Genomic DNA, 19,226 nt, shown 5'->3' on the forward strand with positions numbered 1-19,226 from the left:
TCGAAAGGGAGTGGATCAGTTGATGGACACGCGCTCGGCATCGCCGAACAGATCGCTGCCGGACACCACGACGCGATCGCCGGGCTGCAGGCCAGAGAGGATTTCCACTTCACCCAGGCTGCTCACACCGAGCTTGACCGGGCGGCGGACGGCATGGCTGCCGTCCATCACGTAGGCATAGCCGTTGCCCTGTTCGACGAACGGGCCGCGCTCGATCTTGAGCGCGTTGCGGCGGGTATCAAGCAGCACGCGTGCCTGCATGCGCTGGCTCTGGCGCAGGCCTTGCGGCTGCTTGTCGGCGAAGCGGATGCGGGCGTTGACCTCGCCGGCGACCACCTCCGGGGAGACAGCGGAAATCTCGCCGGCGAACTGGCCGCTGCCACCGGTCAGTTGCGCGGGTATGCCGATCGACAGCTCGCGGGCGAAGCTCTCCGGCACCTTGATCTCGATCTCGAAGCGCGACAGGTCGACCACGCCCAGGATCGGTGCATTGGCGACCACGTTGGTGTGCTGGGTGGCCTGCACCTGGCCGACCTGGCCATCGAACGGCGCACGCAGGGTCAGGGCATCGACCTGGCGTTCCACTTCAGTGACCACTGCGCGCTGGCGGTCGGCCAGCAGGCGCTTGTTGCGCGCATCCAGATCGGCGCCCTGGGCCTTGAGCATGGCGTCCTTGCGGGCGTGCTCGAGTTGGATGTCGCTCTTCTTGACGGTGTCTTCGGCCTTGGCCACGTCCACCTGCGGCACCGCGCCGCCATCGAAGCCGCGCTTGTAGCGCTCCAGATCGCGCACCGCGGCCTGGCGCTCGATCACGGCCTGGTCGGTGTCCTTCTGGGCGGTGGCGCGGGCCAGGGTCGCGTCCAGCGTCGCGCGGCTCGCCTCGGCCTGCAGGCCGGCCAGCGTGGCCTGTTCCTGGGCCAGCTTGCTGCGCAGCTCGGGGCTGTCGATCACGGCCAGTTCCTGGCCCTGCTTGACCACGTCGCCGGCGACGACCTTGAGGTTCACGTTGCCGGCGGAGATCGCATACAGCACCGGGTTGTTGGCCGCGATCACACGGCCGTCGGCGGCGATGTCGCGGACCATGTCGCCACGGGTGACCTCGGCGATGCGCACGCGGGCGCTGTCGTAGGAGCGGCTCGCCCCCAGCCAGGCGCGGGCAGCGAAGCCGATCGCCACCAGCACCACCAGGGCGGCAACCGCCGGCCACAGCCAGCGCTTCCACGGGGCGGGCGCGGCGTGGGAGGAAAGGGTCTGGTCCTGGGCGGAAGTGTCGCGGATCATCGGGTTCGTTCGCGGTTGGGTTGCGAAGTACCAAGCAGACTCCGTGCCAATTTTTAGCCCTTTGAAAACAAGGGCTTGCAGAAATGGCAGGGTGTCCACCTGTCCGCGGACACCTGACCGGACACTTTCGTTAAGCGGACAGCGACCAAGCCGCTGCGGCCGCCACGCTAGAATGCGGGGCTTACCAGCAGGGATCAGAATCTATGTGCGGCATTGTGGGAGCGATCGCGCATCGCGACGTGGTACCGGTACTCATCGAAGGCTTGAAGCGACTGGAATACCGGGGCTACGACTCGTCCGGCATTGCCGTGATCGATACCTCCGCGCCGGCGTCGCAGGTCCGTCGCGTGCGCCGTACCGGCCGCGTGGCCGAGATGGAGAAGGCGGCCGCAAGCGAGGGCTTCCAGTCGCTGCTCGGCATCGGCCACACCCGCTGGGCCACCCATGGCGGGGTGACCGAGGCCAATGCGCATCCGCACATCAGCCACGGCGTGGCGCTGGTCCACAACGGCATCATCGAGAACCATGAAGAGCAGCGCGAGAAACTGCGCGCGCTGGGCTATACCTTCGAGTCGCAGACCGACACCGAAGTGATCGCGCACCTGATGCACCATCAGCTCAAGCAGGGCGACAGCCTGTTGGCCGCGCTGCAGCGCACGGTCAAGGAACTGACCGGTGCCTATGCGCTGGCAGTGATGAGCCGTGCCGAGCCGGACCACTTCGTCTGCGCCCGCATGGGCTGCCCGCTGCTGGTCGGCGTGGGCGAGGGCGAGAACTTCGTCGCCTCCGACGTCTCGGCGATCATCCAGGCCACCCGCAAGGTGATCTTCCTGGAAGAGGGCGACACCGCCGACATCCGCTGCGACAGCGTGCAGGTCTACGACGAGCATGACCAGCCGATCGTGCGCGACGTGCACCTGTCCGATGTGTCGCTGGCCTCGCTGGAGCTGGGTCCGTACCGCCACTTCATGCAGAAGGAAATCCACGAGCAGCCGCGCGCGCTGGGTGACACCATCGAAGCGGCGATCGACGCCGGCGGCTTCCCGGCCACGCTGTTCGGCAAGAACGCCGAGGCCGTGCTGTCGGGCATCGAAGGTGTGCAGATCCTTGCATGCGGCACCAGCTACTACGCGGGCCTGACCGCGCGCTACTGGATCGAATCCATCGCCGGCCTGCCGTGCAGCGTGGAGATTGCCAGCGAATACCGATACCGCGCTGCCTACGCCAATCCCAAGCACCTGATCGTCACCATTTCCCAGTCCGGCGAAACGCTGGATACTATGGAAGCGCTCAAGTACGCCAAGTCGCTCGGCCATCTGCATACGCTCTCAATCTGCAACGTGCCCGAGAGCGCGATTCCGCGCGCCAGCGAACTGGTCTGCTACACCCGCGCCGGTGCCGAGATCGGCGTCGCTTCGACCAAGGCCTTCACCACCCAGCTGGCGGCGTTGTTCCAGCTCACCGTGGTGCTGGGCAAGCTGCATGGCCGCATCGACGCCGCGCAGGAAGCGGACTACCTGGAGCAGCTGCGCTTCCTGCCGGGCAGCGTGCAGCACGCGCTCAACATGGAGCCGCAGATCGCCGCATGGGCCGAGCGCTTCGCACGCAAGAGCAGCGCACTGTTCCTGGGCCGTGGCCTGCATTACCCGATCGCGCTGGAAGGCGCGCTCAAGCTCAAGGAGATCACCTATATCCACGCCGAGGCATACCCGGCCGGTGAGCTCAAGCACGGCCCGCTGGCGCTGGTGGATGAAGACATGCCGGTGGTGGTGATCGCGCCGAACGACAGCCTGCTGGAGAAGGTCAAATCCAACATGCAGGAAGTGCGCGCCCGTGGCGGTGAGCTGTTCGTGTTCGCCGACCAGGACAGCAACTTCGTCGAGTCCGAAGGCGTGCACGTGATCCGTACCCCGCGCCACGCCGGCGTGCTCAGCCCGATCGTGCATACCCTGCCGGTGCAGCTGCTGGCGTACCACACCGCATTGGCCCGCGGGACAGACGTGGACAAGCCGCGCAACCTGGCCAAGAGCGTGACGGTGGAGTGAGGCGTCGGCCTGCGCCGTGGCGCTGATGCATGCAAGGGTGGCCCAGCTGGGCCACCCTTTTTTCATGGGTCCGCCGGCAGGACCACGCCATGGCCGGCTGCACGTCGCGCCGGATCGATACCCGGTCCCCGTGGGGTGCTGCCCGGCCACTGCCAACGGAACTTTAGTCTCGGCCCGCGGCGGCATTCAGCAACGGTTTTAGTCGCGGTGCCATTCTCAGGGTCGTCCACTGCTTTCCACGACGAACCGTCCCAGATTTGCAAACTCCTGGCCCAGGGTGCGGTCGTAGAATCGAGTGACCGAGGACCGCGTGGCACGCCACCGACCTCGCTGCAACCAGGCGCACCTCTCGACTTCAGTAACCTGTAACAGGAAACAAGAATGAACGTCCGCGAACTCCTGCAGTCCAAGAAAGAAGCCATCGTCACCATCGATGTGGAAGACACCATCGGTGCCGCCGCCCACAAGATGAGCGCGCACAAGATCGCCGCCCTCGTGGTGATGAAGGACGATGTGCCGGTAAGGATCGTGTCCGAGAAGGACATCGTGCGCAGCCTTGCCGAAGATGGCCCGCAGGCCGGCCGGCGCGTCATTTCCAGCCTGCCGTCGGCCGGGCTGGAAGGCATCGGTCCGGATGCGACGCTCAAGCAGGCGATGGCGCTGATGACGTACTCCCGCCATCGCCACCTGATGGTGACCGAAGGCAGCACGCTGGTCGGGATCCTGAGCCTGGGCGACATCGTCAAGAATCTGCTCAGCGAGCTGGAGCTGGAAAAGGCCGTGCTGCAGGACATCTACATGGCAGCGCACTGAGATAGCGCCATAGTCGTTGACGGGCATTGCCGGCCACTGGCCGGCAACCCCGTACGAGGTCAGCGTGTGCGCTGGATCTCGACAAGCTGCTGGAGATCATGCTTCAGCAACCGATAGGCCCCATCGCGTGCCTCATCGCCGGTCTGGCGCAACACCCACGATGGATGCACGGTCGCGAACGCACGCGTACCGTCCTCCAGCACATGCCAGCGCCCGTGATTCGCCATCAGGTTGAAGCCGGCGCCGAACACGGCCGTGGCTGCAGTGGCGCCCAGGCAGACGATCACCTGCGGTCGCACGTTCTCGATTTCCCCCATCAGCCACGGCCGGCAGGCAGTGACGTGGGTGATCTGCGGCTTGCTGTGGATGCGTCGCTTGCCGCGCCGTTCAAAGCGGAAGTGCTTCACCGCGTTGGTCAGGTAGAGCGTGCGGCGATCAATGCCGAGCTCGCGCAGCGCACGCTCCAGCAGTTGTCCGGCGGGGCCGACGAACGGATGGCCGCTGAGGTCTTCGCTGTCGCCGGGCTGCTCGCCCACCAGCATGATCCGTGCGTCCTGCGGGCCTTCGCCGAAGACGGTCTGCGTGGCCGGTTCCCAGAGTGGGCAGCGTCTGCAGGCGGCGGCCGCATCGCGTAGCGCATCGAGCGTGGCGGGTGGGGTGTCCGCTGCTGGTGTCGGTGATGCGATGGATTCCGGGATGCGTCGCCGCGGTGACTGCGCCTCCCGATCGTGCATCTCCTGCACGCGGTCGCCCGCGTCACGCACCAACTGCGGCAGCAACGCGGCTTCCGGCAGGTGCTTCCAGTACTTCGCCGGCATCTCCTGCTGCATCATCCGGGTGTTCAGACGTGCCGGATTGAAGATGTTGGCGTAATAGGTGCGCCACAATTCTTCGCGCGCATCGTCGACCGGCGCATCGCTTTGGCGGCCGCCGGCACCGAACGACAGCGCCTGACCATCCCAGTGCGCGCTGCGCCCCGGGGTGAGGATCGCCCAGCGCATCCCGGCGAAGCGGCGTGCGAAGAACGGTGCGACGCGGTCGACGATATGATGTTCGGGCTCGAACCAGGCGATGAATGCATCGTCCTCGCCCGGCACCTGGCGGAAGCGTACGAAGGCTTTCATTTTGTGCGTGTCGCGGCGCACCGCCTGGCTCAATGCCATGGCCCGCAGCACGTCCGCATCGGCCGGGTTGGAGAGCAGGCTGCGTTCGCCGTGCGTGATGCGCCAGAGCATGCGATACAGCAGCGGCATCCGCTGTGGATCGCGATGGCACAGGCAGGTGGCGGCCAGCTCGATGAAGGCTTTGGACACCTGGATCGGCGCCTCGGCCGGGGCCACGGAAGCGTCATCGAGCCCTGGCAGTGACGGCGCATCCAGCAGCGAGCCATCCTCGCCCTGCAGCCAATCCAGCTGATCCGGTGCAACGGCGTGGCGCAAAGCCAACCGCGCCGCCGTGTGCCACGCCTCCAGCGACCACGGCGGGTCGACCCGCACATTCCTGCGCGCCATCTCAGTGCGCGGCCGCGTCGGGGAACAGCGCGCCTTGGCGGGGCGGTGGGGCGAGCTGGGCGCGCAGTGCCGCCGGGTCGTCGAGCGCGCGGTGCGGGTGATGGTCGGCCAACTGCACGAACGGCAGCAGTTTGCTCATCGGCGCGCGTAGGCGGGCCACATCGGCCACCCGCAGACGCCCATGCCGACGTGCCATCAGCACCCGCTTGACGTTGCGCACGCCCAGCCCCGGCACGCGCAGCAGCAGTTCCTTCGGCGCCAGGTTGAGGTCGACCGGGAAACGCTCGGGATGGCGGATCGCCCAGGCCATTTTCGGGTCGATGTCCAGATCGAGCATGCCGCCCTGGGTGGTGCTGGTGATCTCGTCCACGCCGTAACCGTAGAAGCGCAGCAGCCAGTCCGCCTGATACAGCCGGTGCTCGCGCGCCAACGGCGGTGCCTGCAGCGGCAGCGCCTTGCTGGCATCCGGAATGGGGCTGAACGCGGAATAGTAGACCCGGCGCATGCGGTAGTTGCCGTACAGATTGTCGGCCGCCCCGAGGATCTGCTGGTCGCTGGCCCCGTCGGCGCCGACGATCATCTGGGTGCTCTGGCCAGCCGGCGCGAAGCGCGGTGCACGTGCGCGGCGGCCGCGTGCTGCAGGCGCAGGTGTGGGAGCCGATGCGGTGGCGGCCGGCTGGGACTTGCCCGCTTCCTTGGCCTCCTCGATGCGCCAGCGCAGCTCGCCCATCGCGCCGTGGATCGACGGCAGCGACTTCTCCGGCGCGAAACTGGCCAGCCCGGCTTCGGTCGGCAGTTCGATGTTGATCGAGAGCCGGTCGGCATGGCGGCCGGCGAGCGCAAGCAGTTCCGGCGAGGCCGTCGGAATCGTCTTGAGGTGGATGTAGCCGCTGAAGCGGCGTTCTTCACGCAGCACCCGCGCGATTTCCACCATCTGTTCCATGGTGTAGTCGGCATTGCGGATGATGCCGCTGGAGAGAAACAGCCCTTCGATGTAGTTGCGCTTGTAGAAATCCATCGTCAGCGCAACCACTTCTTCCACGCTGAACCGCGCCCGTTGCACGTTGCTGGAGACACGGTTGACGCAGTACGCGCAGTCGAAGATGCAGAAGTTGGTCAGCAGGATCTTCAGCAGCGACACGCACCGGCCGTCAGGCGTGTAGCTGTGGCAGATTCCCATCTCCTCGGTGCTGCCGATGCCGCCGGATGTGCGTGAGTCGCGCTTGCCTGCGCCGCTGGAGGCGCAGGACGCATCGTATTTCGCGGCATCGGCGAGGATGGCCAGTTTGCGGATCGTCTCCATGCCGGAACGGTAGGCAGAACCGATCTCACTCCGTGAGACGGCTCAGCCGGAACATGAAGAATTCATGTTGCCGCTCAGGCGTCGAACGTGACTGTCACCGAGTCCGCGCTGTAGGTCGCCGGGCCATGGAACACCACTTCGATGTTGTTGCCATCCGGATCTACCGCGAACGCGGCGTAATAGCCCGGATGGTAGGGCCGTTCGCCCGGTGCGCCGTTGTCCTTGCCACCGTTGGCCAGCGCCGCGCGGTGGAAGGCATCGACGGTGGCGCGGTCGCGGGCCTGGAAGGCGAGGTGATGGCGGCCGGTGAGCTGGCCAAGGGCTGCCTCGCTGTCAGGCGTGGAAATGAACAGCTCATCGGCCCTGAAGTAAGTGTCGCCTTCGCCGGCGATCGGGATGCCGATCGTGTCGAACACGGCCTGGTAAAAGCGGCGGCTGGCGGCCAGGTCCCTGACCACCAGTTGCAGGTGATCGATCAGGCGGCTGCGGTGCAGTTCCATCGTTTCCATACCGACTCCGTTGGGTGGTGGGACGGGGCGCAGATATACCACCGCACGCAGCGCAGTGCATTGCCGCGGCGTCGACCTTGCTGACCACGCGCAGGGCGATGCGACGGCGGCCCTTCCGTCCGATCGCGCGCTGACCTACGCTGCGCATTGGCGTCATGAACGCGCAGGCGGAGGAGGCACGATGCTGTGGATGGTGATGATGGCCCAGACGGTCGCCGGCGATGCGGGCTACGAACAGGTGCGTGCATGGGCGCAGCGCGATGAAGCCAGCCTGGCACTGGCGGCGTACACGGAAATGGTGGACAGCATGAGCCGGGTCGGCGGTGCCAGCTTCACACGCTGCATGCCGGTCCCCGCGCCGGAGACGCTGGCCGCGTTCACCGTGGTGCTGCAGCTGGATGCGCAGGGCAAGGTGGTGAGGACGTGGCGCGAAGGCAAGGAGGCGGTGGCGCGTTGCGTGGATGCAGGGTTTGCCGGGAAAACGCTGTTCGTGCCACCGCAGGCGCCGTTCTACGCGGCCTTCGAGTTCCAGGTCCAGCCGTAGCGCCCGCAACGCGCCGATGGTCGTCGGCGTGTCGCGGGCCGTGTACAGGATCAGCCGATCGGGGTGTTGGAGATGATCTCCACCCAGTAGCCGTCCGGATCCTTGATGAAGGCCAGGTGCTTCATGCGGCCGTCCTCAAGACGCTTCTGATAGGGCACCTGCAGGTCATCGAAGCGCTTGCAGGCGGCCTGGATGTCCGGCACGGACACGCAGATATGGCCGAAGCCGCGCGGGTCGGCATTGCCGTTGTGATAGACCGGCCCGTCCTGGTTTTCGGTGCCATGGTTGTGGGTCAGTTCGAGCACGCCGGGGATGCCGGCCATCCACACGCGGCGGGCGTCGTCGCCCTCGGGGATCTGCGTGCCGGCCGGCAGCAGCGCCAGGAAGTACAGGCTGAATTCGGCCTCGGGGAAGTCGCGCAGGTCGATCAGGCGGAAGCCGAGCACGCGGGTGTAGAAATCCAGCGAGGCGGTGGCGTCCTTGACGCGCAGCATGGTGTGGTTGAACACGAAGCCGGCGGTCTCGGCAGGCGGCTGGGCGGCGACACCAGGCGGGTTCTGGAAGGCGGCAAGGGACATGGGACATCCTGGGGCAGGCCGCATCGGCGCGGCGGTTGTCCCATTTTACCGGTCTCAATAATTGTGAAAGTGACATAAACTGACGCATCCAACCTATTTTTCTAGCCATGTCCCAGCGTGAATGGGTGGCCGCGGCCATCCGCAAGATCGACGCCGATTTCAACCGTTCGGCCGATACCCACCTGATTCCGATGGACCTGCCCGGGTTCGAAGGCATCGACCTGTATTTCAAGGACGAGTCCAGCCACCCTACCGGCAGCCTGAAGCATCGCCTGGCGCGCTCGCTGTTCCTGTATGCGCTGGCCAATGGCTGGCTGCGCGAGGGGCGCCCGGTGATCGAGGCTTCCAGCGGCTCCACGGCAGTATCCGAGGCGTACTTCGCGCGCCTGTTGGGATTGCCGTTCATCGCGGTGATGCCGGCCACCACCTCGCCGGAGAAAATCGCGGCGATCGAATTCCACGGTGGCCGCTGCCATCTGGTGGAGCGCGCCTGCGACCTGAACTGCGATTCGGAAACGCTGGCCCGCGAAACCGGCGGTCATTTCATGGACCAGTTCACCTATGCCGAGCGCGCCACCGACTGGCGGGCCAACAACAACATCGCCGAATCGATCTTCAAGCAGATGGCCGAGGAGCCGCATCCGGTGCCCGAGTGGATCGTGTGCAGTCCCGGTACCGGCGGCACCGCGGCCACGCTGGGCCGCTACGTGAGCTACCGCCGCCATGACACCCGCATCCTGTGCGCGGACCCGGAAATCTCCGTGTTCTACGACGGCTACTGCGCCGCGCTGGCTGGCCAGCCGTGGCGCGATCTGACCTGCAGCGGGGGCTCGCGGGTGGAAGGCATCGGCCGGCCGCGGGTGGAGTCGAGCTTCATTCCGACCAGTGTCGATGCGATGGTCAAGGTGCCCGATGCGTTGAGCCTGGCCGCCATGCGCCACGTCACCCGCCAGCTGGGCCGTCGTGTCGGCGGCTCGACCGGGACCAATTTCATCGGCGTGCTGCAGGCCGCGCAGCTGATGCGCGAGGCCGGCCGTAGCGGCTCGATCGTGACCATCCTGTGCGACAGCGGCGATCGTTACGCACACAGCTATTACAACCCGGAGTGGTACCCGAAGCAGGGGATCGACGTGGACGGCGCCGATGCCGTGCTTGCGGCCGCGGTGGCCGGGCAGGGGCTGCCGGTGCTGCCCTGCGTCTCGCTGGAAGCGCTGTACTGAGCGAGCCACCGGGTCTGGCGTGAACCTGGCCCATCAGCGTACGCCGGGGCCTTGTGCGGGGCAGGGGGCAATGCCATATGGTGGGGTGATGCCGCTGCAGCGGCCCCGTTGTCTGGAGATGCCTGTGACCCCCACCAAGCCCCTGCTCGATTTTTCCGGCCTGCCCCGTTTCGATGCGATCCAGCCCGAGCACATCGCCCCGGCGATCGATGCCCTGCTGGCCGACGCCCAGGCCGCGGTGAAAACCGCCGAGACCGTCTCCCCGGTGACCTGGGCAAGCTTCGCCGAGCCGCTGGACGACGCCACCGAGCGCCTGTGGCGCGCGTGGGGCCAGGTCGGCCACCTGCAGGCCGTGGTGAACACCCCGGCGTTGCGCGAGGCCTACAATGCGAACCTGCCCAAGGTGACGCGCTTCGGCAGCGCACTGGGCCAGAACCTGGCGCTCTACCAGCAGTACCGTGCCCTGGCCGACGCACCCGAAGCGGCGCGCTACGACGCCGCACGCCGCAAGGTGCTGGAAAACGCGCTGCGCGATTTCCGCCTGGGCGGCGCTGAACTCGATGACGCCGGAAAAGCACGTTACAGCGCGATCCGCGAGGAACTGTCCGCGCTGTCGGCGACCTTCTCGCAGAATGTGCTGGATGCCACCGATGCGTGGTCGCTGCATGTGCAAGACCGTGCCGAGCTGGCCGGCCTGCCGGACGATGTGATCGCCGCCGCCCGCGCCGCCGCGGAGAAGGACGGGCTGTCCGGCTGGAAACTGACCCTGCAGATGCCGTGCTACATCCCCGTGCAGACCTACGCCGAGCATCGCCCGCTGCGCGAGGCGCTGTACCGCGCCAATGCAGTCCGCGCTTCGGAATTCGGCGATGCCACGCTGGACAACAGCGGCACCATCGATCGCGTGCTGGCGCTGCGCGCGGAGCTGGCCGCGCTGCTGGGCTTTGCCAACTACGCCGAGTATTCGATCGCGACCAAGATGGCCGAAGATGCACCGCAGGTACTGGGCTTCCTGCGCGATCTCGCCGCGCGCGCCAAGCCGTACGCGCAGCGCGACCGTGCCGAGCTGGAGGCGTTCGCCCGCGACGAACTGGGCATGCCGACGCTGGAGGCATGGGACCTGGCCTTCGCTGCGGAAAAGCTGAAGCAGGCGCGTTACAGCTATTCCGAGCAGGACGTGAAGCAGTATTTCACCGAACCGAAGGTGCTCGATGGCCTGTTCAGTGTGATCCGCAGCCTGTATGGCCTGGAGGTGCAGCCGGACCATGCGCCGGTGTGGCATCCGGACGTGCTCTTCTTCCGGGTGGTCGATGCGCAGGGCGCGCTGGTCGGCCAGTTCTATCTGGACCTGTACGCGCGCGAAGGCAAGCGCGGTGGCGCGTGGATGGACGATTGCCGCAACCGTCGCGAGACCGCCGCCGGCGTGCAGACGCCGCTGGTGTACCTGGTCTGCAACTTCGGCAAGGGCGCCGAGGGCCAGCCGGCCACCTTCAGCCACAGCGATGTGACCACGCTGTTCCATGAGATGGGACATGGCCTGCATCAGTTGCTGACCCGCATCGGTGAGCTGGGCGTGGCCGGCATCAACGGCGTGGAGTGGGACGCGGTGGAACTGCCGAGCCAGTTCATGGAGAACTTCTGCTGGGAATGGGACCGCGTGCAGGCGATGACCGCACACGTGAGCACCGGCGAGCCGCTGCCGCGTGCGCTGTTCGACCGCATGCTGGCCGCACGCAATTTCCAGAGCGGCATGTTCACCGTGCGTCAGCTGGAATTCGCGCTGTTCGACATGCAGCTGCACAGCGAGTTCGACCCGACCCAGGACAGCGTGCAGGCGCTGCTGGAGCGCGTGCGCGATGAAGTGGCCGTCAACCGGCCGCCGGCGTGGAATCGCTTCCCCAACCAGTTCAGCCACATCTTTGCCGGTGGCTACGCGGCCGGCTACTACAGCTACAAATGGGCCGAAGTGCTCAGCGCCGATGCCTATGCCGCGTTCGAGGAAGCCCCGGACAAAGTGACCGAAACCGGCCAGCGGTTCCGCGACGAAGTGCTTTCACGTGGCGGCAGCCGCAGTGCGGCCGAGAACTTCGCCGCCTTCCGCGGACGTGCGCCGACGGTGGACGCGCTGCTGCGGCATAACGGCATGGTGTGATGCCGGCGCTCCCCGGCATCGGGATCGCGTGCCTGCAGCGGCACGCAGATCACTCCGCGTAGATCATCCTGCGGCTCATGCCGCCGTCGACGATGTGGTCCTGGCCGGTGATGAAACCGGCCAGGTCCGACAGCAGGAACACCGCCAACGCGCCGATGTCGGGCGGTTGGCCAACGCGGCCGACCGGGTGCTGCGCATGATCGCGGCGGGACAGTTTGGGCGTGCGCCGCCGTGAGGGCGCCTGCCCGGCATCGGTGGTGATCCAGCCGGGGCTGATGCTGTTGACCCGCACGGCCGGGCCTTCGCTCAACGCCAGCGCATGGGTGAAGGCGACCAGTCCGCCCTTGGCCGCGGCATAGGCTTCACTGTCCGGTTCGGACTGCCACGCACGCGTGGAGGCGATGTTGATGATCGCCCCGGCATGCTCGCGCAGGGCGGCCAGGGCGTGCTTGCTGCACAGGAAGGCGCCGTGCAGGCTGGAGAGGCGGCGCTGCCACTCGGCCAGCGGCATCTCCGCCAACGGCGTGCCATGCGCACTGGCGATCCCGGCATTGTTGACCAGGCCATCCAGGCGGCCGAAGCGCTTCAACGTCGCCTTCATCAGCGCCTGCACGCTGCGTTCGCTGGCCACGTCCGCGCGCTGGAACGCCGCGCGCTCCGGCAACGCCCATTCCTTCAGACAGGCCTTGCCGGCATCGGCATCCAGGTCGGCGATCATCACGCTGCCGCCGGCACCCAGCACCGACTGCGCGATGCCGCGGCCCACGCCCTGCGCTCCGCCGGTGATCACCACCACGCGGTCGCGCAGCGACTGGGCCGGCCAGTCGAGGATGGTCGGGGTCAGTGGCACGGCGGCATGTCGTTGCGGCCCAGCAGGCGCGTCCAGCCTTCGACGCCGAGCTTGTCCAGGGTTTCGATGTTGCGCTCCACGATCACGTCCGGGTCCGGGAACGCGGCGACCGCGCGCTCGACGCTGTCTTCGCGCAGCAGGTGCAGGGTCGGGTAGGGCGCGCGGTTGGTGTAGTTGCTCACGTCATCCGGCGCCGCGCCGGCGAACTGGTACTGCGGATGGAAGCTGGCCACCTGCAGGATGCCCTGCAGATCCAAGGCCTCGATCGCTGCATCGGCGTTGTCGAGGAAATCGTTGTAGTCCAGGAAATCGGTCAGCACGTCCGGGTGCACGATCAGCGTGGTGTCGATCTGCTCAGGCGGGGTGTCGCGCAGAAGAATCAGCTCTTCGGCCAGTTCTTCGACCAGCGCTTCGGGCGTGGTCGCATCGCTGAGCACGAACCGCACCTGGTCCTTCACGTATACCGCTTTGGCGAACGGGCACAGGTTCAGGCCGATGACGATCTGCTCCAGCCATTTCCGGGTCTCGGCAATGGGATCGTGGGTGGCAGTGAGGGAAGCATCGTTCATGGCGGGCGGTGTCGCTGGCGGGGCTGTTGATTGTACGGCGCGGCGGTGAAGCGGGCGGCAGATCGGCTCCACTGTCCATTAACTGGACACCCGTCATCCTGATAAATCCTTATCCGGCAATCACTTGCAGTGAATGAGTCAATGGCCAATAGGCAGTGGTCCGCCGCAGGTATCCAATGGCCGGGTACACGACGCAAGGAGTTCTCAGTGATGGCAACACACGCATTCCTGCCGACGGCCACGTGGTCCGGCAAGCTGTTCGATGGCCAATGGGTCTTGGGTGCAGGCACCCAGGACGTGGTCGAGCCGGCCACCGGCGAACGCCTCGGCGACATCGCGATGGCCGACCCGGCGCAGATCGCGCGCGCCGCCGCCACCGCCGCCAAGGCGCAGCGCGACTGGGCCAGCGCCCCGTATGACACCCGCGCGCAGGTCCTGCGCCGCGCCGCCCAGCTGGCCGAAGAACACAACGACGAGATCGTGCAGTGGCTGGTCCGCGAAAGTGGCTCCACCCAGCTCAAGGCCGGCTTCGAAGCCAAGGTGAACACCAAAGCGCTGCATGAGGCGGCGGCGCTGCCCTCACGCAGCATCGGCGAAGTACTGCCCTCCGAACCGGGCCGGTTGAATCTGGCGCGCCGCCGCCCGCTGGGCGTGGTCGGTGTGATCGCACCGTTCAACTTCCCGCTGTACCTGGCCATGCGGGCGGTGGCCCCGGCGCTGGCGCTGGGCAATGCGGTGGTGCTCAAGCCGGATCCGCGTACCGCGGTGTGCGGTGGCTTCGTGATCGCACGGCTGTTCGAACTGGCCGGGCTGCCGGCCGGCCTGCTGCACGTGCTGCCGGGTGACGGCGCGGCCGGTGCGGCGCTGACCAGTGACCCGAACATCGCGATGATCCAGTTCACCGGCTCCACCGGAGCGGGGCGCAAGGTCGGCGAAGCGGCCGGCAAGCACCTGAAGAAGGTATCGCTGGAACTGGGCGGCAAGAACTCGCTGATCGTGCTCGACGATGCCGACATGGATCTGGCCATCGCCAACACCGCGTGGGGCGTGTACCTGCACCAGGGCCAGATCTGCATGGCCACCGGCCGCGTGCTGGTCCAGCGCAGCATCCATGCGCGCTTCCTGGAAAAACTGGTGGCCAAGGCCAGATCGCTCAAGGTCGGCAACCCGGCCGATGGCGAGGTGGCGATCGGGCCCCTGATCAATGCCCAGCAGCGCGACCATGCCGCGCGCATCGTTGCCGAGGCGCAGGCCGCCGGGGCCACGCTCGCGACCGGGGGTGGCTACAAGGACCTGTTCTTCGAACCGACCGTGCTCAGCGATGTGAGCCGCGACAATCCGGCCTTCCACGAAGAGATCTTCGCGCCGGTCGCGGTGGTGGTGCCCTTCGACACGGATGATGAAGCGGTCGAGCTGGCCAACGACAGCGAGTACGGCCTGTCGATGGCGATCGTGTCGAGCAATGTCGGCCGCGCGCTGAAGCTGGGCGAGCGCCTGCGCACCGGCCTGCTGCACATCAACGACCAGACCGTGAACGATGAGGTGATCAATCCGTTCGGTGGCGTCGGCGCGTCGGGCAACGGCACCAGCATCGGCGGCCCGTCCAACATCGACGAGTTCACCCAGTGGCAGTGGATGACCGTCAAGGGCGAAGCGCCCGCCTACCTGATCTGATCAGGAGACCCTCATGACCGCAACAGCAGAACTGCGCGACATCACCGTGGCCGTGGTGCGCGGGAAGGAACAGCCCTTCACGATCGAGAAGGCACGCATCCGTGGCCCGCAGGACGATGAAGTGCTGGTCCGCGTGGTCGCCACCGGCCTGTGCCATACCGATCTGATCGTGCGTGATCAGTACTACCCGGTGCCGCTGCCGGCCGTGCTGGGCCATGAAGGCGCAGGCATTGTCGAAGCACTTGGCCCGGGCGTGAAAGACCTCAAGGTCGGCGACCACGTGGTGCTGACCTACGGCGCCTGTGGCCACTGCAATCCCTGCAGCGACGGCCACGGCGCGTACTGCAAGGACTTCTTCGGCCTGAACTTCGGCGGCGGTGCGCTGGACGGCTCCACCGCGATCCAGGATCCGGACGGCAACCCGCTGCACGATCACTTCTTCGCGCAGTCTTCGTTCGCCACCTATGCACCGAGCCGCGAAAACAACGCGATCAAGGTGCCCAACGATGCGCCGATCGAGCTGCTCGGTCCGCTCGGCTGTGGCATCCAGACCGGCGCCGGCGCAGTGATCAACTCGCTCAAGGTGAGCGCCGGCAGCAGCTTCGCCAGCTTCGGCGCGGGCGCGGTCGGCCTGAGTGCGGTGATGGCCGCGCGCGTGGCCGGTGCGACCACCATCATCGCCATCGACGTGGTGCCGTCCCGCCTGGAACTGGCCAGCGAACTCGGCGCCACCCATGTGATCAACAGCCGCGAGGTCGATGTCGTGGAAGCCGTGCGCGAGATCACTGGTGGCGGGGCCAATTTCGCCCTGGAATCCACCGGTCGACCGGAAGTGCTGGCACAGGGCGTCGAGGCGCTTGGCGGGCTGGGCGTGATCGGCGTGGTCGGCGCCCCGAAGCTGGGCACCAAGGCCGAGTTCGACGTCAACAACCTGCTGCTCGGCGGGCGCAGCATCCGCGGTATCGTCGAAGGCGACAGCGTGCCGAAGGTGTTCATCCCGCAGCTGGTGCAGCTGTACCAGCAGGGTCGCTTCCCGTTCGACAGACTGGTCAGGTTCTACCCGCTGGACCAGATCAACCAGGCCGCCGAGGACAGCACCCGTGGCGTGACCCTCAAGCCGATCCTGACCATCGGCGGGTGAGACGCTCCGTCGCAGGCATGCATGCCTTCGACGACGTATCAGTCAGCTTTGCCGGAGTAGGCTGTCGGTCCGAGGTGGAGATCGACCGATGGCCGCGATGGTTCTGGAACAGCAGCAGGTATTGGCGGCCGCCCGTCAGCGCTTCGCCGAGGGTGGCGCGTTGATGGACAGCGTGGTCAGTCCGCCGGTGCTGCGCTCCTGGGAGCGCTCGCGCCGAGCCGGCGTGCAGCCGCGGCAGGCGCCGTACTACGCCCCGCTTGCCCTGGCCGCAGCACGCCTCGACGATCCCGCCGACCGCCGCCTCGTGCGCTGTGTCCGCGAGGACATGGACCACCTGTGGGCCGCCTTCGGTGGCCGCCAATGGACCCTGTTCTGCGTCAACGCCGACGGCCTGATCGTCGCCCAGCGCGAACATGGCCTGGCCGACGTGCCGGTGCTGCGCCCGATCCAGATCGGCCGACGCCTGCGCGAGGTCGACATCGGCACCACGGCCCCGGCCTGCAGCCTGGCCGAAGACGCGCCCGCCCTGGTGCGCGGCAACGAACACTATCTGGACCGCTTCGCCTCGGTGTTCTGCCTGAGCGTGCCCCTGCACGGCCTCGACGGCGAAGTGCTGGGCGCCCTGGACATCACCGGCACCGGCGAGCGCGATGCCGAACTGCTGCACGGCTACTTCCGCCAGGCCGCGCTCGCTGCCGAAAACCGCCTGATGCAGGACCACCGTCCCTGCCACCTGCTGGCCGTCCAGCACGACGCCCGCTGGCTGCACTCACCGCTGCAGGGCCTGTTGGCCATCGAAGAAGACGGGCACGTCCGCGCCGCCAACCGCGTCGCCCGCCGCCTGTTCGGACTCCCACGCCGCGGCCCCTTGCCTCTGCTGACCCTCGAAGGCCTGTTCGCCGGCGCCAGCGTCCACCAGCGCCGCCGCCTCCTGCAGACCGGCCCCGCCCACCGCGTCCGCCTGGATGAGGACACCGCCGTACACGTGCAGTACCTGCGCGGGCCACTCGCACCCCACGCGAGCCGCAAGCTCGACGTGCAGCACGCCAGCGCCACGAACGCATCCCTGCGTGCCCAGAACACACAGCACGTCCGCGACACCGTGGCCGCCCACCAGGGCAACGTCAGCGCCGCCGCCCGTCAGCTCGGCATCTCACGCACCACCCTGTACAAGCTGATTCGCGCGTAGCAGCCAGCGGCCGGCACGACCGCTTTGCTCGCCCATCCGCCGAGGAAGCCTCGGGGCGTCGGGTAGGGCCAGGCCTTGCCCGGACCATGAGCGGCATGGATGCCGCGACATGAGCCCCCATGGATGGGTTCACGGCGTGTCCGGGCAAGGCCTGGCCCTACCCGACGCAGCCCTGAGCAGCGAATCGCCGGCTTCTTGCGATGAACCGCGAGCGCCAAAGGCAACGAAAGCCCCTCAGCAACAAACAGCGACGCTCTTCACTGGCGCCTTTCACTGGCGCCCTTCGCTACAGCCGTCCGGCCAAGATCAATCGCGGAAATTATCGAACTGCAGCGGAACCTCGAACGTCTCCTTCCGCAACAGCGCCATCGCATCCTGCAGATCATCCCGCTTCTTGCCCGTCACCCGCAGCTTGTCGCCATTGATCTGACTGTCCACCTTCAACTTGGCCTCCTTGATCTTCGCCGCGATCTTCTTGGCCACCTTCTGCTCGATCCCCTGCTTGACCGTGATCTTCTGCCGCGCACCGGCCAGATTCGTCTCGATATCACCGAACTCCAGGCACGCCGCATCGATCTTCCGCGCGATCAAACGCTGGCGCAGGATGTCGGTCATCTGCTGGAGCTGGAAATCGCTCGGCGCGGACTGGTTGATCACGCCGTCCTCCAGCACGAACTTCGCGTCCACCCCCTTGAAATCGAAGCGCGTGGACAGCTCGCGGTTGGCCTGGTCGACCGCGTTGGTCAGCTCGTGGGTGTCGACTTCGGAAACAACGTCAAAAGAGGGCATCGGAAAACTCCAGCGGGTGAATGCCCCATTCTATCAACCCACCATGGACGGCCCGGCCAACCGGGCGATAATGGGCCATGAACACGCAGAAATCCCCCACCCGTGCCGTCGCCTGGATGCTCATCGCCGTGGCCTGCTTCTCGTTGATGGATGCCGGCATGAAGCAGCTGTCCGCCAGCTATCCCACCCTGCAGGTCACGTTCCTGCGTGGCGCGGCTTCGCTGCCGTTCGTGCTGGTCTGGGTGCTGGCCACCGCCGGCCCGCGCTCGCTGGTGCCCAAGCGCTGGGTCCTGCACCTGCTGCGCGGCGTGCTCGGCATGGCGATGATCGGCTGCTTCGTGTACGCCCTGCGCAGCCTGCCGCTGTCCACCGCCTACACCATCTACTTCGTCGCCCCGCTGCTGATCGCTGCACTCTCGGTGCCGATGCTCGGCGAGCACGTCGGCCCGCGCCGCTGGATCGCCATCGGCATCGGCCTGATCGGCGTGCTGGTCGTGCTGCGCCCCGGCGTCGGCGGGATCATCTCCTTCCCCGGGCTGATGGTGTTGCTGGCGGCCACCGCCTACGCCCTGGCTGCGATCACGGTCAGCATGCTGACCCGCACCGACACCCCACAGTCGATGGTGGTGTGGTTCCTGGTGATCATGGCGCTCGGTGCCGGACTGCTCGCGATCCCGGACTGGCAGCCGCTGCAGCTCGGCCATGCGGCCCTGATCGCCGGCATGGGCCTGGCCGGGGCAGGGGGCCAGGTCGCCCTGACCCGCGCGTTCCAGCTGGGCGAAGCGTCGATGATCGCCCCGCTGGAGTACACCGGGCTGGTCTGGGTGATCGGCTGGGACCTGCTGTTCTGGGGCGTCCTGCCCGACCAGGTGACCTGGCTGGGTGCGGCCATCATCGTCGCGTCGGGCCTGTACCTGCTGCACCGTGAGCGGGTCCGCCGGGTCCAGCCGCCCAGGCCGCTGGACCATCCCTGAGCGCGGCCGGCGCCCGCAGGCCGGCCGGATCACGGTCTCTTAGAACCAAACGGAATATCATTCCGCGCAACCGCACGGGCCAGG

Annotated in this window: 18 protein-coding genes; 9 read left to right on the plus strand and 9 right to left on the minus strand. The window is 67.1% G+C overall.

Going from position 1 to position 19,226, the window contains the following annotated elements:
• Positions 1 to 15: 15 nt before the first annotated feature.
• Positions 16 to 1,281, minus strand: a complete 1,266-nt coding sequence (locus AC07WC_RS11605) for an efflux RND transporter periplasmic adaptor subunit (RefSeq protein WP_495210119.1) — start codon at positions 1,279 to 1,281, stop codon at positions 16 to 18.
• 203 nt (positions 1,282 to 1,484) lie between these two features.
• Between AC07WC_RS11605 and glmS the strand changes: the two genes are divergently transcribed.
• Together glmS and AC07WC_RS11615 are read left to right on the plus strand one after the other, a co-directional pair.
• On the plus strand, positions 1,485 to 3,326 hold the full coding sequence (gene glmS, locus AC07WC_RS11610; RefSeq protein ID WP_495210120.1) for a glutamine--fructose-6-phosphate transaminase (isomerizing): 1,842 nt from the start codon (positions 1,485 to 1,487) through the stop codon (positions 3,324 to 3,326).
• A gap of 381 nt (positions 3,327 to 3,707) precedes the next feature.
• On the plus strand, positions 3,708 to 4,139 hold the full coding sequence (locus AC07WC_RS11615) for a CBS domain-containing protein (protein ID WP_495210121.1): 432 nt from the start codon (positions 3,708 to 3,710) through the stop codon (positions 4,137 to 4,139).
• Positions 4,140 to 4,198: 59 nt separating this feature from the next.
• Here AC07WC_RS11615 and AC07WC_RS11620 read toward each other — a convergent pair whose 3' ends face one another.
• The 3 genes from AC07WC_RS11620 to AC07WC_RS11630 all read right to left on the minus strand — a co-directional run bounded on the left by AC07WC_RS11620 (position 4,199) and on the right by AC07WC_RS11630 (position 7,462).
• The gene (locus AC07WC_RS11620) at positions 4,199 to 5,650 is read right to left on the minus strand and encodes a UdgX family uracil-DNA binding protein (RefSeq protein WP_495210122.1); all 1,452 of its coding nucleotides are present in this window, start codon (positions 5,648 to 5,650) and stop codon (positions 4,199 to 4,201) included.
• 1 nt (position 5,651) lies between these two features.
• Positions 5,652 to 6,953 carry a putative DNA modification/repair radical SAM protein gene (locus tag AC07WC_RS11625; protein ID WP_495210123.1) on the minus strand — a complete coding sequence of 434 codons (1,302 nt, stop codon included), beginning with the start codon at positions 6,951 to 6,953 and terminating at the stop codon, positions 5,652 to 5,654.
• Between the two features lie 74 nt (positions 6,954 to 7,027).
• A complete protein-coding gene (locus AC07WC_RS11630) occupies positions 7,028 to 7,462 on the minus strand; it encodes a VOC family protein (protein WP_495210124.1) in 435 nt (144 codons plus the stop codon).
• 181 nt (positions 7,463 to 7,643) lie between these two features.
• On the opposite strand from AC07WC_RS11630, the gene AC07WC_RS11635 reads away from it, so the two are divergent.
• Positions 7,644 to 8,006, plus strand: coding sequence for a hypothetical protein (locus AC07WC_RS11635; RefSeq protein WP_495210125.1), 363 nt, complete (start codon positions 7,644 to 7,646; stop codon positions 8,004 to 8,006).
• 50 nt (positions 8,007 to 8,056) lie between these two features.
• On the opposite strand, the gene gloA is transcribed toward AC07WC_RS11635, so the two are convergent.
• Positions 8,057 to 8,584 carry a lactoylglutathione lyase gene (gene gloA, locus AC07WC_RS11640; protein ID WP_495210126.1) on the minus strand — a complete coding sequence of 176 codons (528 nt, stop codon included), beginning with the start codon at positions 8,582 to 8,584 and terminating at the stop codon, positions 8,057 to 8,059.
• A 107-nt stretch (positions 8,585 to 8,691) separates the two neighbouring features.
• On the opposite strand from gloA, the gene AC07WC_RS11645 reads away from it, so the two are divergent.
• Both AC07WC_RS11645 and AC07WC_RS11650 read left to right on the plus strand, forming a co-directional pair.
• Entirely contained in the window at positions 8,692 to 9,804 is a 1,113-nt protein-coding gene (locus AC07WC_RS11645; RefSeq protein ID WP_495210127.1) for a PLP-dependent cysteine synthase family protein, read from the plus strand.
• A 118-nt stretch (positions 9,805 to 9,922) separates the two neighbouring features.
• Positions 9,923 to 11,956, plus strand: coding sequence for a M3 family metallopeptidase (locus tag AC07WC_RS11650; RefSeq protein ID WP_495210128.1), 2,034 nt, complete (start codon positions 9,923 to 9,925; stop codon positions 11,954 to 11,956).
• A gap of 49 nt (positions 11,957 to 12,005) precedes the next feature.
• On the opposite strand, the gene AC07WC_RS11655 is transcribed toward AC07WC_RS11650, so the two are convergent.
• Together AC07WC_RS11655 and AC07WC_RS11660 are read right to left on the minus strand one after the other, a co-directional pair.
• A complete protein-coding gene (locus AC07WC_RS11655) occupies positions 12,006 to 12,806 on the minus strand; it encodes an SDR family oxidoreductase (protein ID WP_495210129.1) in 801 nt (266 codons plus the stop codon).
• Complete coding sequence (locus AC07WC_RS11660) at positions 12,797 to 13,375, minus strand: DUF1415 domain-containing protein (protein WP_495210130.1); 579 nt, start codon at positions 13,373 to 13,375, stop codon at positions 12,797 to 12,799. Before AC07WC_RS11660 ends, AC07WC_RS11655 begins: the two co-directional genes overlap by 10 nt.
• A 210-nt stretch (positions 13,376 to 13,585) precedes the next feature.
• Here AC07WC_RS11660 and AC07WC_RS11665 point away from each other — a divergent pair, with 210 nt between their 5' ends.
• From AC07WC_RS11665 to AC07WC_RS11675, 3 genes are all read left to right on the plus strand, one after another.
• A complete protein-coding gene (locus AC07WC_RS11665; protein WP_495210131.1) occupies positions 13,586 to 15,049 on the plus strand; it encodes a benzaldehyde dehydrogenase in 1,464 nt (487 codons plus the stop codon).
• Between the two features lie 13 nt (positions 15,050 to 15,062).
• Positions 15,063 to 16,190, plus strand: coding sequence for an NAD(P)-dependent alcohol dehydrogenase (locus AC07WC_RS11670; RefSeq protein ID WP_495210132.1), 1,128 nt, complete (start codon positions 15,063 to 15,065; stop codon positions 16,188 to 16,190).
• Positions 16,191 to 16,278: 88 nt separating this feature from the next.
• The gene (locus AC07WC_RS11675; RefSeq protein ID WP_495210133.1) at positions 16,279 to 17,379 is read left to right on the plus strand and encodes a helix-turn-helix domain-containing protein; all 1,101 of its coding nucleotides are present in this window, start codon (positions 16,279 to 16,281) and stop codon (positions 17,377 to 17,379) included.
• Positions 17,380 to 17,685: 306 nt separating this feature from the next.
• Here AC07WC_RS11675 and AC07WC_RS11680 read toward each other — a convergent pair whose 3' ends face one another.
• Both AC07WC_RS11680 and AC07WC_RS11685 read right to left on the minus strand, forming a co-directional pair.
• Positions 17,686 to 18,168, minus strand: coding sequence for a YajQ family cyclic di-GMP-binding protein (locus AC07WC_RS11680; RefSeq protein WP_046273152.1), 483 nt, complete (start codon positions 18,166 to 18,168; stop codon positions 17,686 to 17,688).
• Entirely contained in the window at positions 18,155 to 18,328 is a 174-nt protein-coding gene (locus AC07WC_RS11685; RefSeq protein WP_495210153.1) for a hypothetical protein, read from the minus strand. Before AC07WC_RS11685 ends, AC07WC_RS11680 begins: the two co-directional genes overlap by 14 nt.
• Between AC07WC_RS11685 and AC07WC_RS11690 the strand changes: the two genes are divergently transcribed.
• Entirely contained in the window at positions 18,246 to 19,142 is an 897-nt protein-coding gene (locus AC07WC_RS11690; protein ID WP_495210134.1) for a DMT family transporter, read from the plus strand. The two genes, AC07WC_RS11685 and AC07WC_RS11690, sit on opposite strands and share 83 nt — an antisense overlap.
• The last annotated feature ends 84 nt before the right edge of the window (positions 19,143 to 19,226 follow it).

The organism is Stenotrophomonas sp. GW821-FHT01H02A (assembly GCF_059422145.1).

Excerpts from the sequence above, each read along its gene's own strand:
- AC07WC_RS11665 (WP_495210131.1), top strand. The coding sequence starts at position 13,586 with ATGGCAACACACGCATTCCTGCCGACGGCCACGTGGTCCGGCAAGCTG.
- AC07WC_RS11690 (WP_495210134.1), top strand. The coding sequence starts at position 18,246 with ATGAACACGCAGAAATCCCCCACCCGTGCCGTCGCCTGGATGCTCATC.
- glmS (WP_495210120.1), top strand. The coding sequence starts at position 1,485 with ATGTGCGGCATTGTGGGAGCGATCGCGCATCGCGACGTGGTACCGGTA.
- gloA (WP_495210126.1), bottom strand. The coding sequence starts at position 8,584 with ATGTCCCTTGCCGCCTTCCAGAACCCGCCTGGTGTCGCCGCCCAGCCG.
- AC07WC_RS11635 (WP_495210125.1), top strand. The coding sequence starts at position 7,644 with ATGCTGTGGATGGTGATGATGGCCCAGACGGTCGCCGGCGATGCGGGC.
- AC07WC_RS11670 (WP_495210132.1), top strand. The coding sequence starts at position 15,063 with ATGACCGCAACAGCAGAACTGCGCGACATCACCGTGGCCGTGGTGCGC.
- AC07WC_RS11615 (WP_495210121.1), top strand. The coding sequence starts at position 3,708 with ATGAACGTCCGCGAACTCCTGCAGTCCAAGAAAGAAGCCATCGTCACC.
- AC07WC_RS11645 (WP_495210127.1), top strand. The coding sequence starts at position 8,692 with ATGTCCCAGCGTGAATGGGTGGCCGCGGCCATCCGCAAGATCGACGCC.
- AC07WC_RS11605 (WP_495210119.1), bottom strand. The coding sequence starts at position 1,281 with ATGATCCGCGACACTTCCGCCCAGGACCAGACCCTTTCCTCCCACGCC.
- AC07WC_RS11675 (WP_495210133.1), top strand. The coding sequence starts at position 16,279 with ATGGCCGCGATGGTTCTGGAACAGCAGCAGGTATTGGCGGCCGCCCGT.
- AC07WC_RS11680 (WP_046273152.1), bottom strand. The coding sequence starts at position 18,168 with ATGCCCTCTTTTGACGTTGTTTCCGAAGTCGACACCCACGAGCTGACC.
- AC07WC_RS11660 (WP_495210130.1), bottom strand. The coding sequence starts at position 13,375 with ATGAACGATGCTTCCCTCACTGCCACCCACGATCCCATTGCCGAGACC.
- AC07WC_RS11650 (WP_495210128.1), top strand. The coding sequence starts at position 9,923 with ATGCCTGTGACCCCCACCAAGCCCCTGCTCGATTTTTCCGGCCTGCCC.
- AC07WC_RS11685 (WP_495210153.1), bottom strand. The coding sequence starts at position 18,328 with ATGCCGGCATCCATCAACGAGAAGCAGGCCACGGCGATGAGCATCCAG.
- AC07WC_RS11630 (WP_495210124.1), bottom strand. The coding sequence starts at position 7,462 with ATGGAAACGATGGAACTGCACCGCAGCCGCCTGATCGATCACCTGCAA.
- AC07WC_RS11625 (WP_495210123.1), bottom strand. The coding sequence starts at position 6,953 with ATGGAGACGATCCGCAAACTGGCCATCCTCGCCGATGCCGCGAAATAC.
- AC07WC_RS11620 (WP_495210122.1), bottom strand. The coding sequence starts at position 5,650 with ATGGCGCGCAGGAATGTGCGGGTCGACCCGCCGTGGTCGCTGGAGGCG.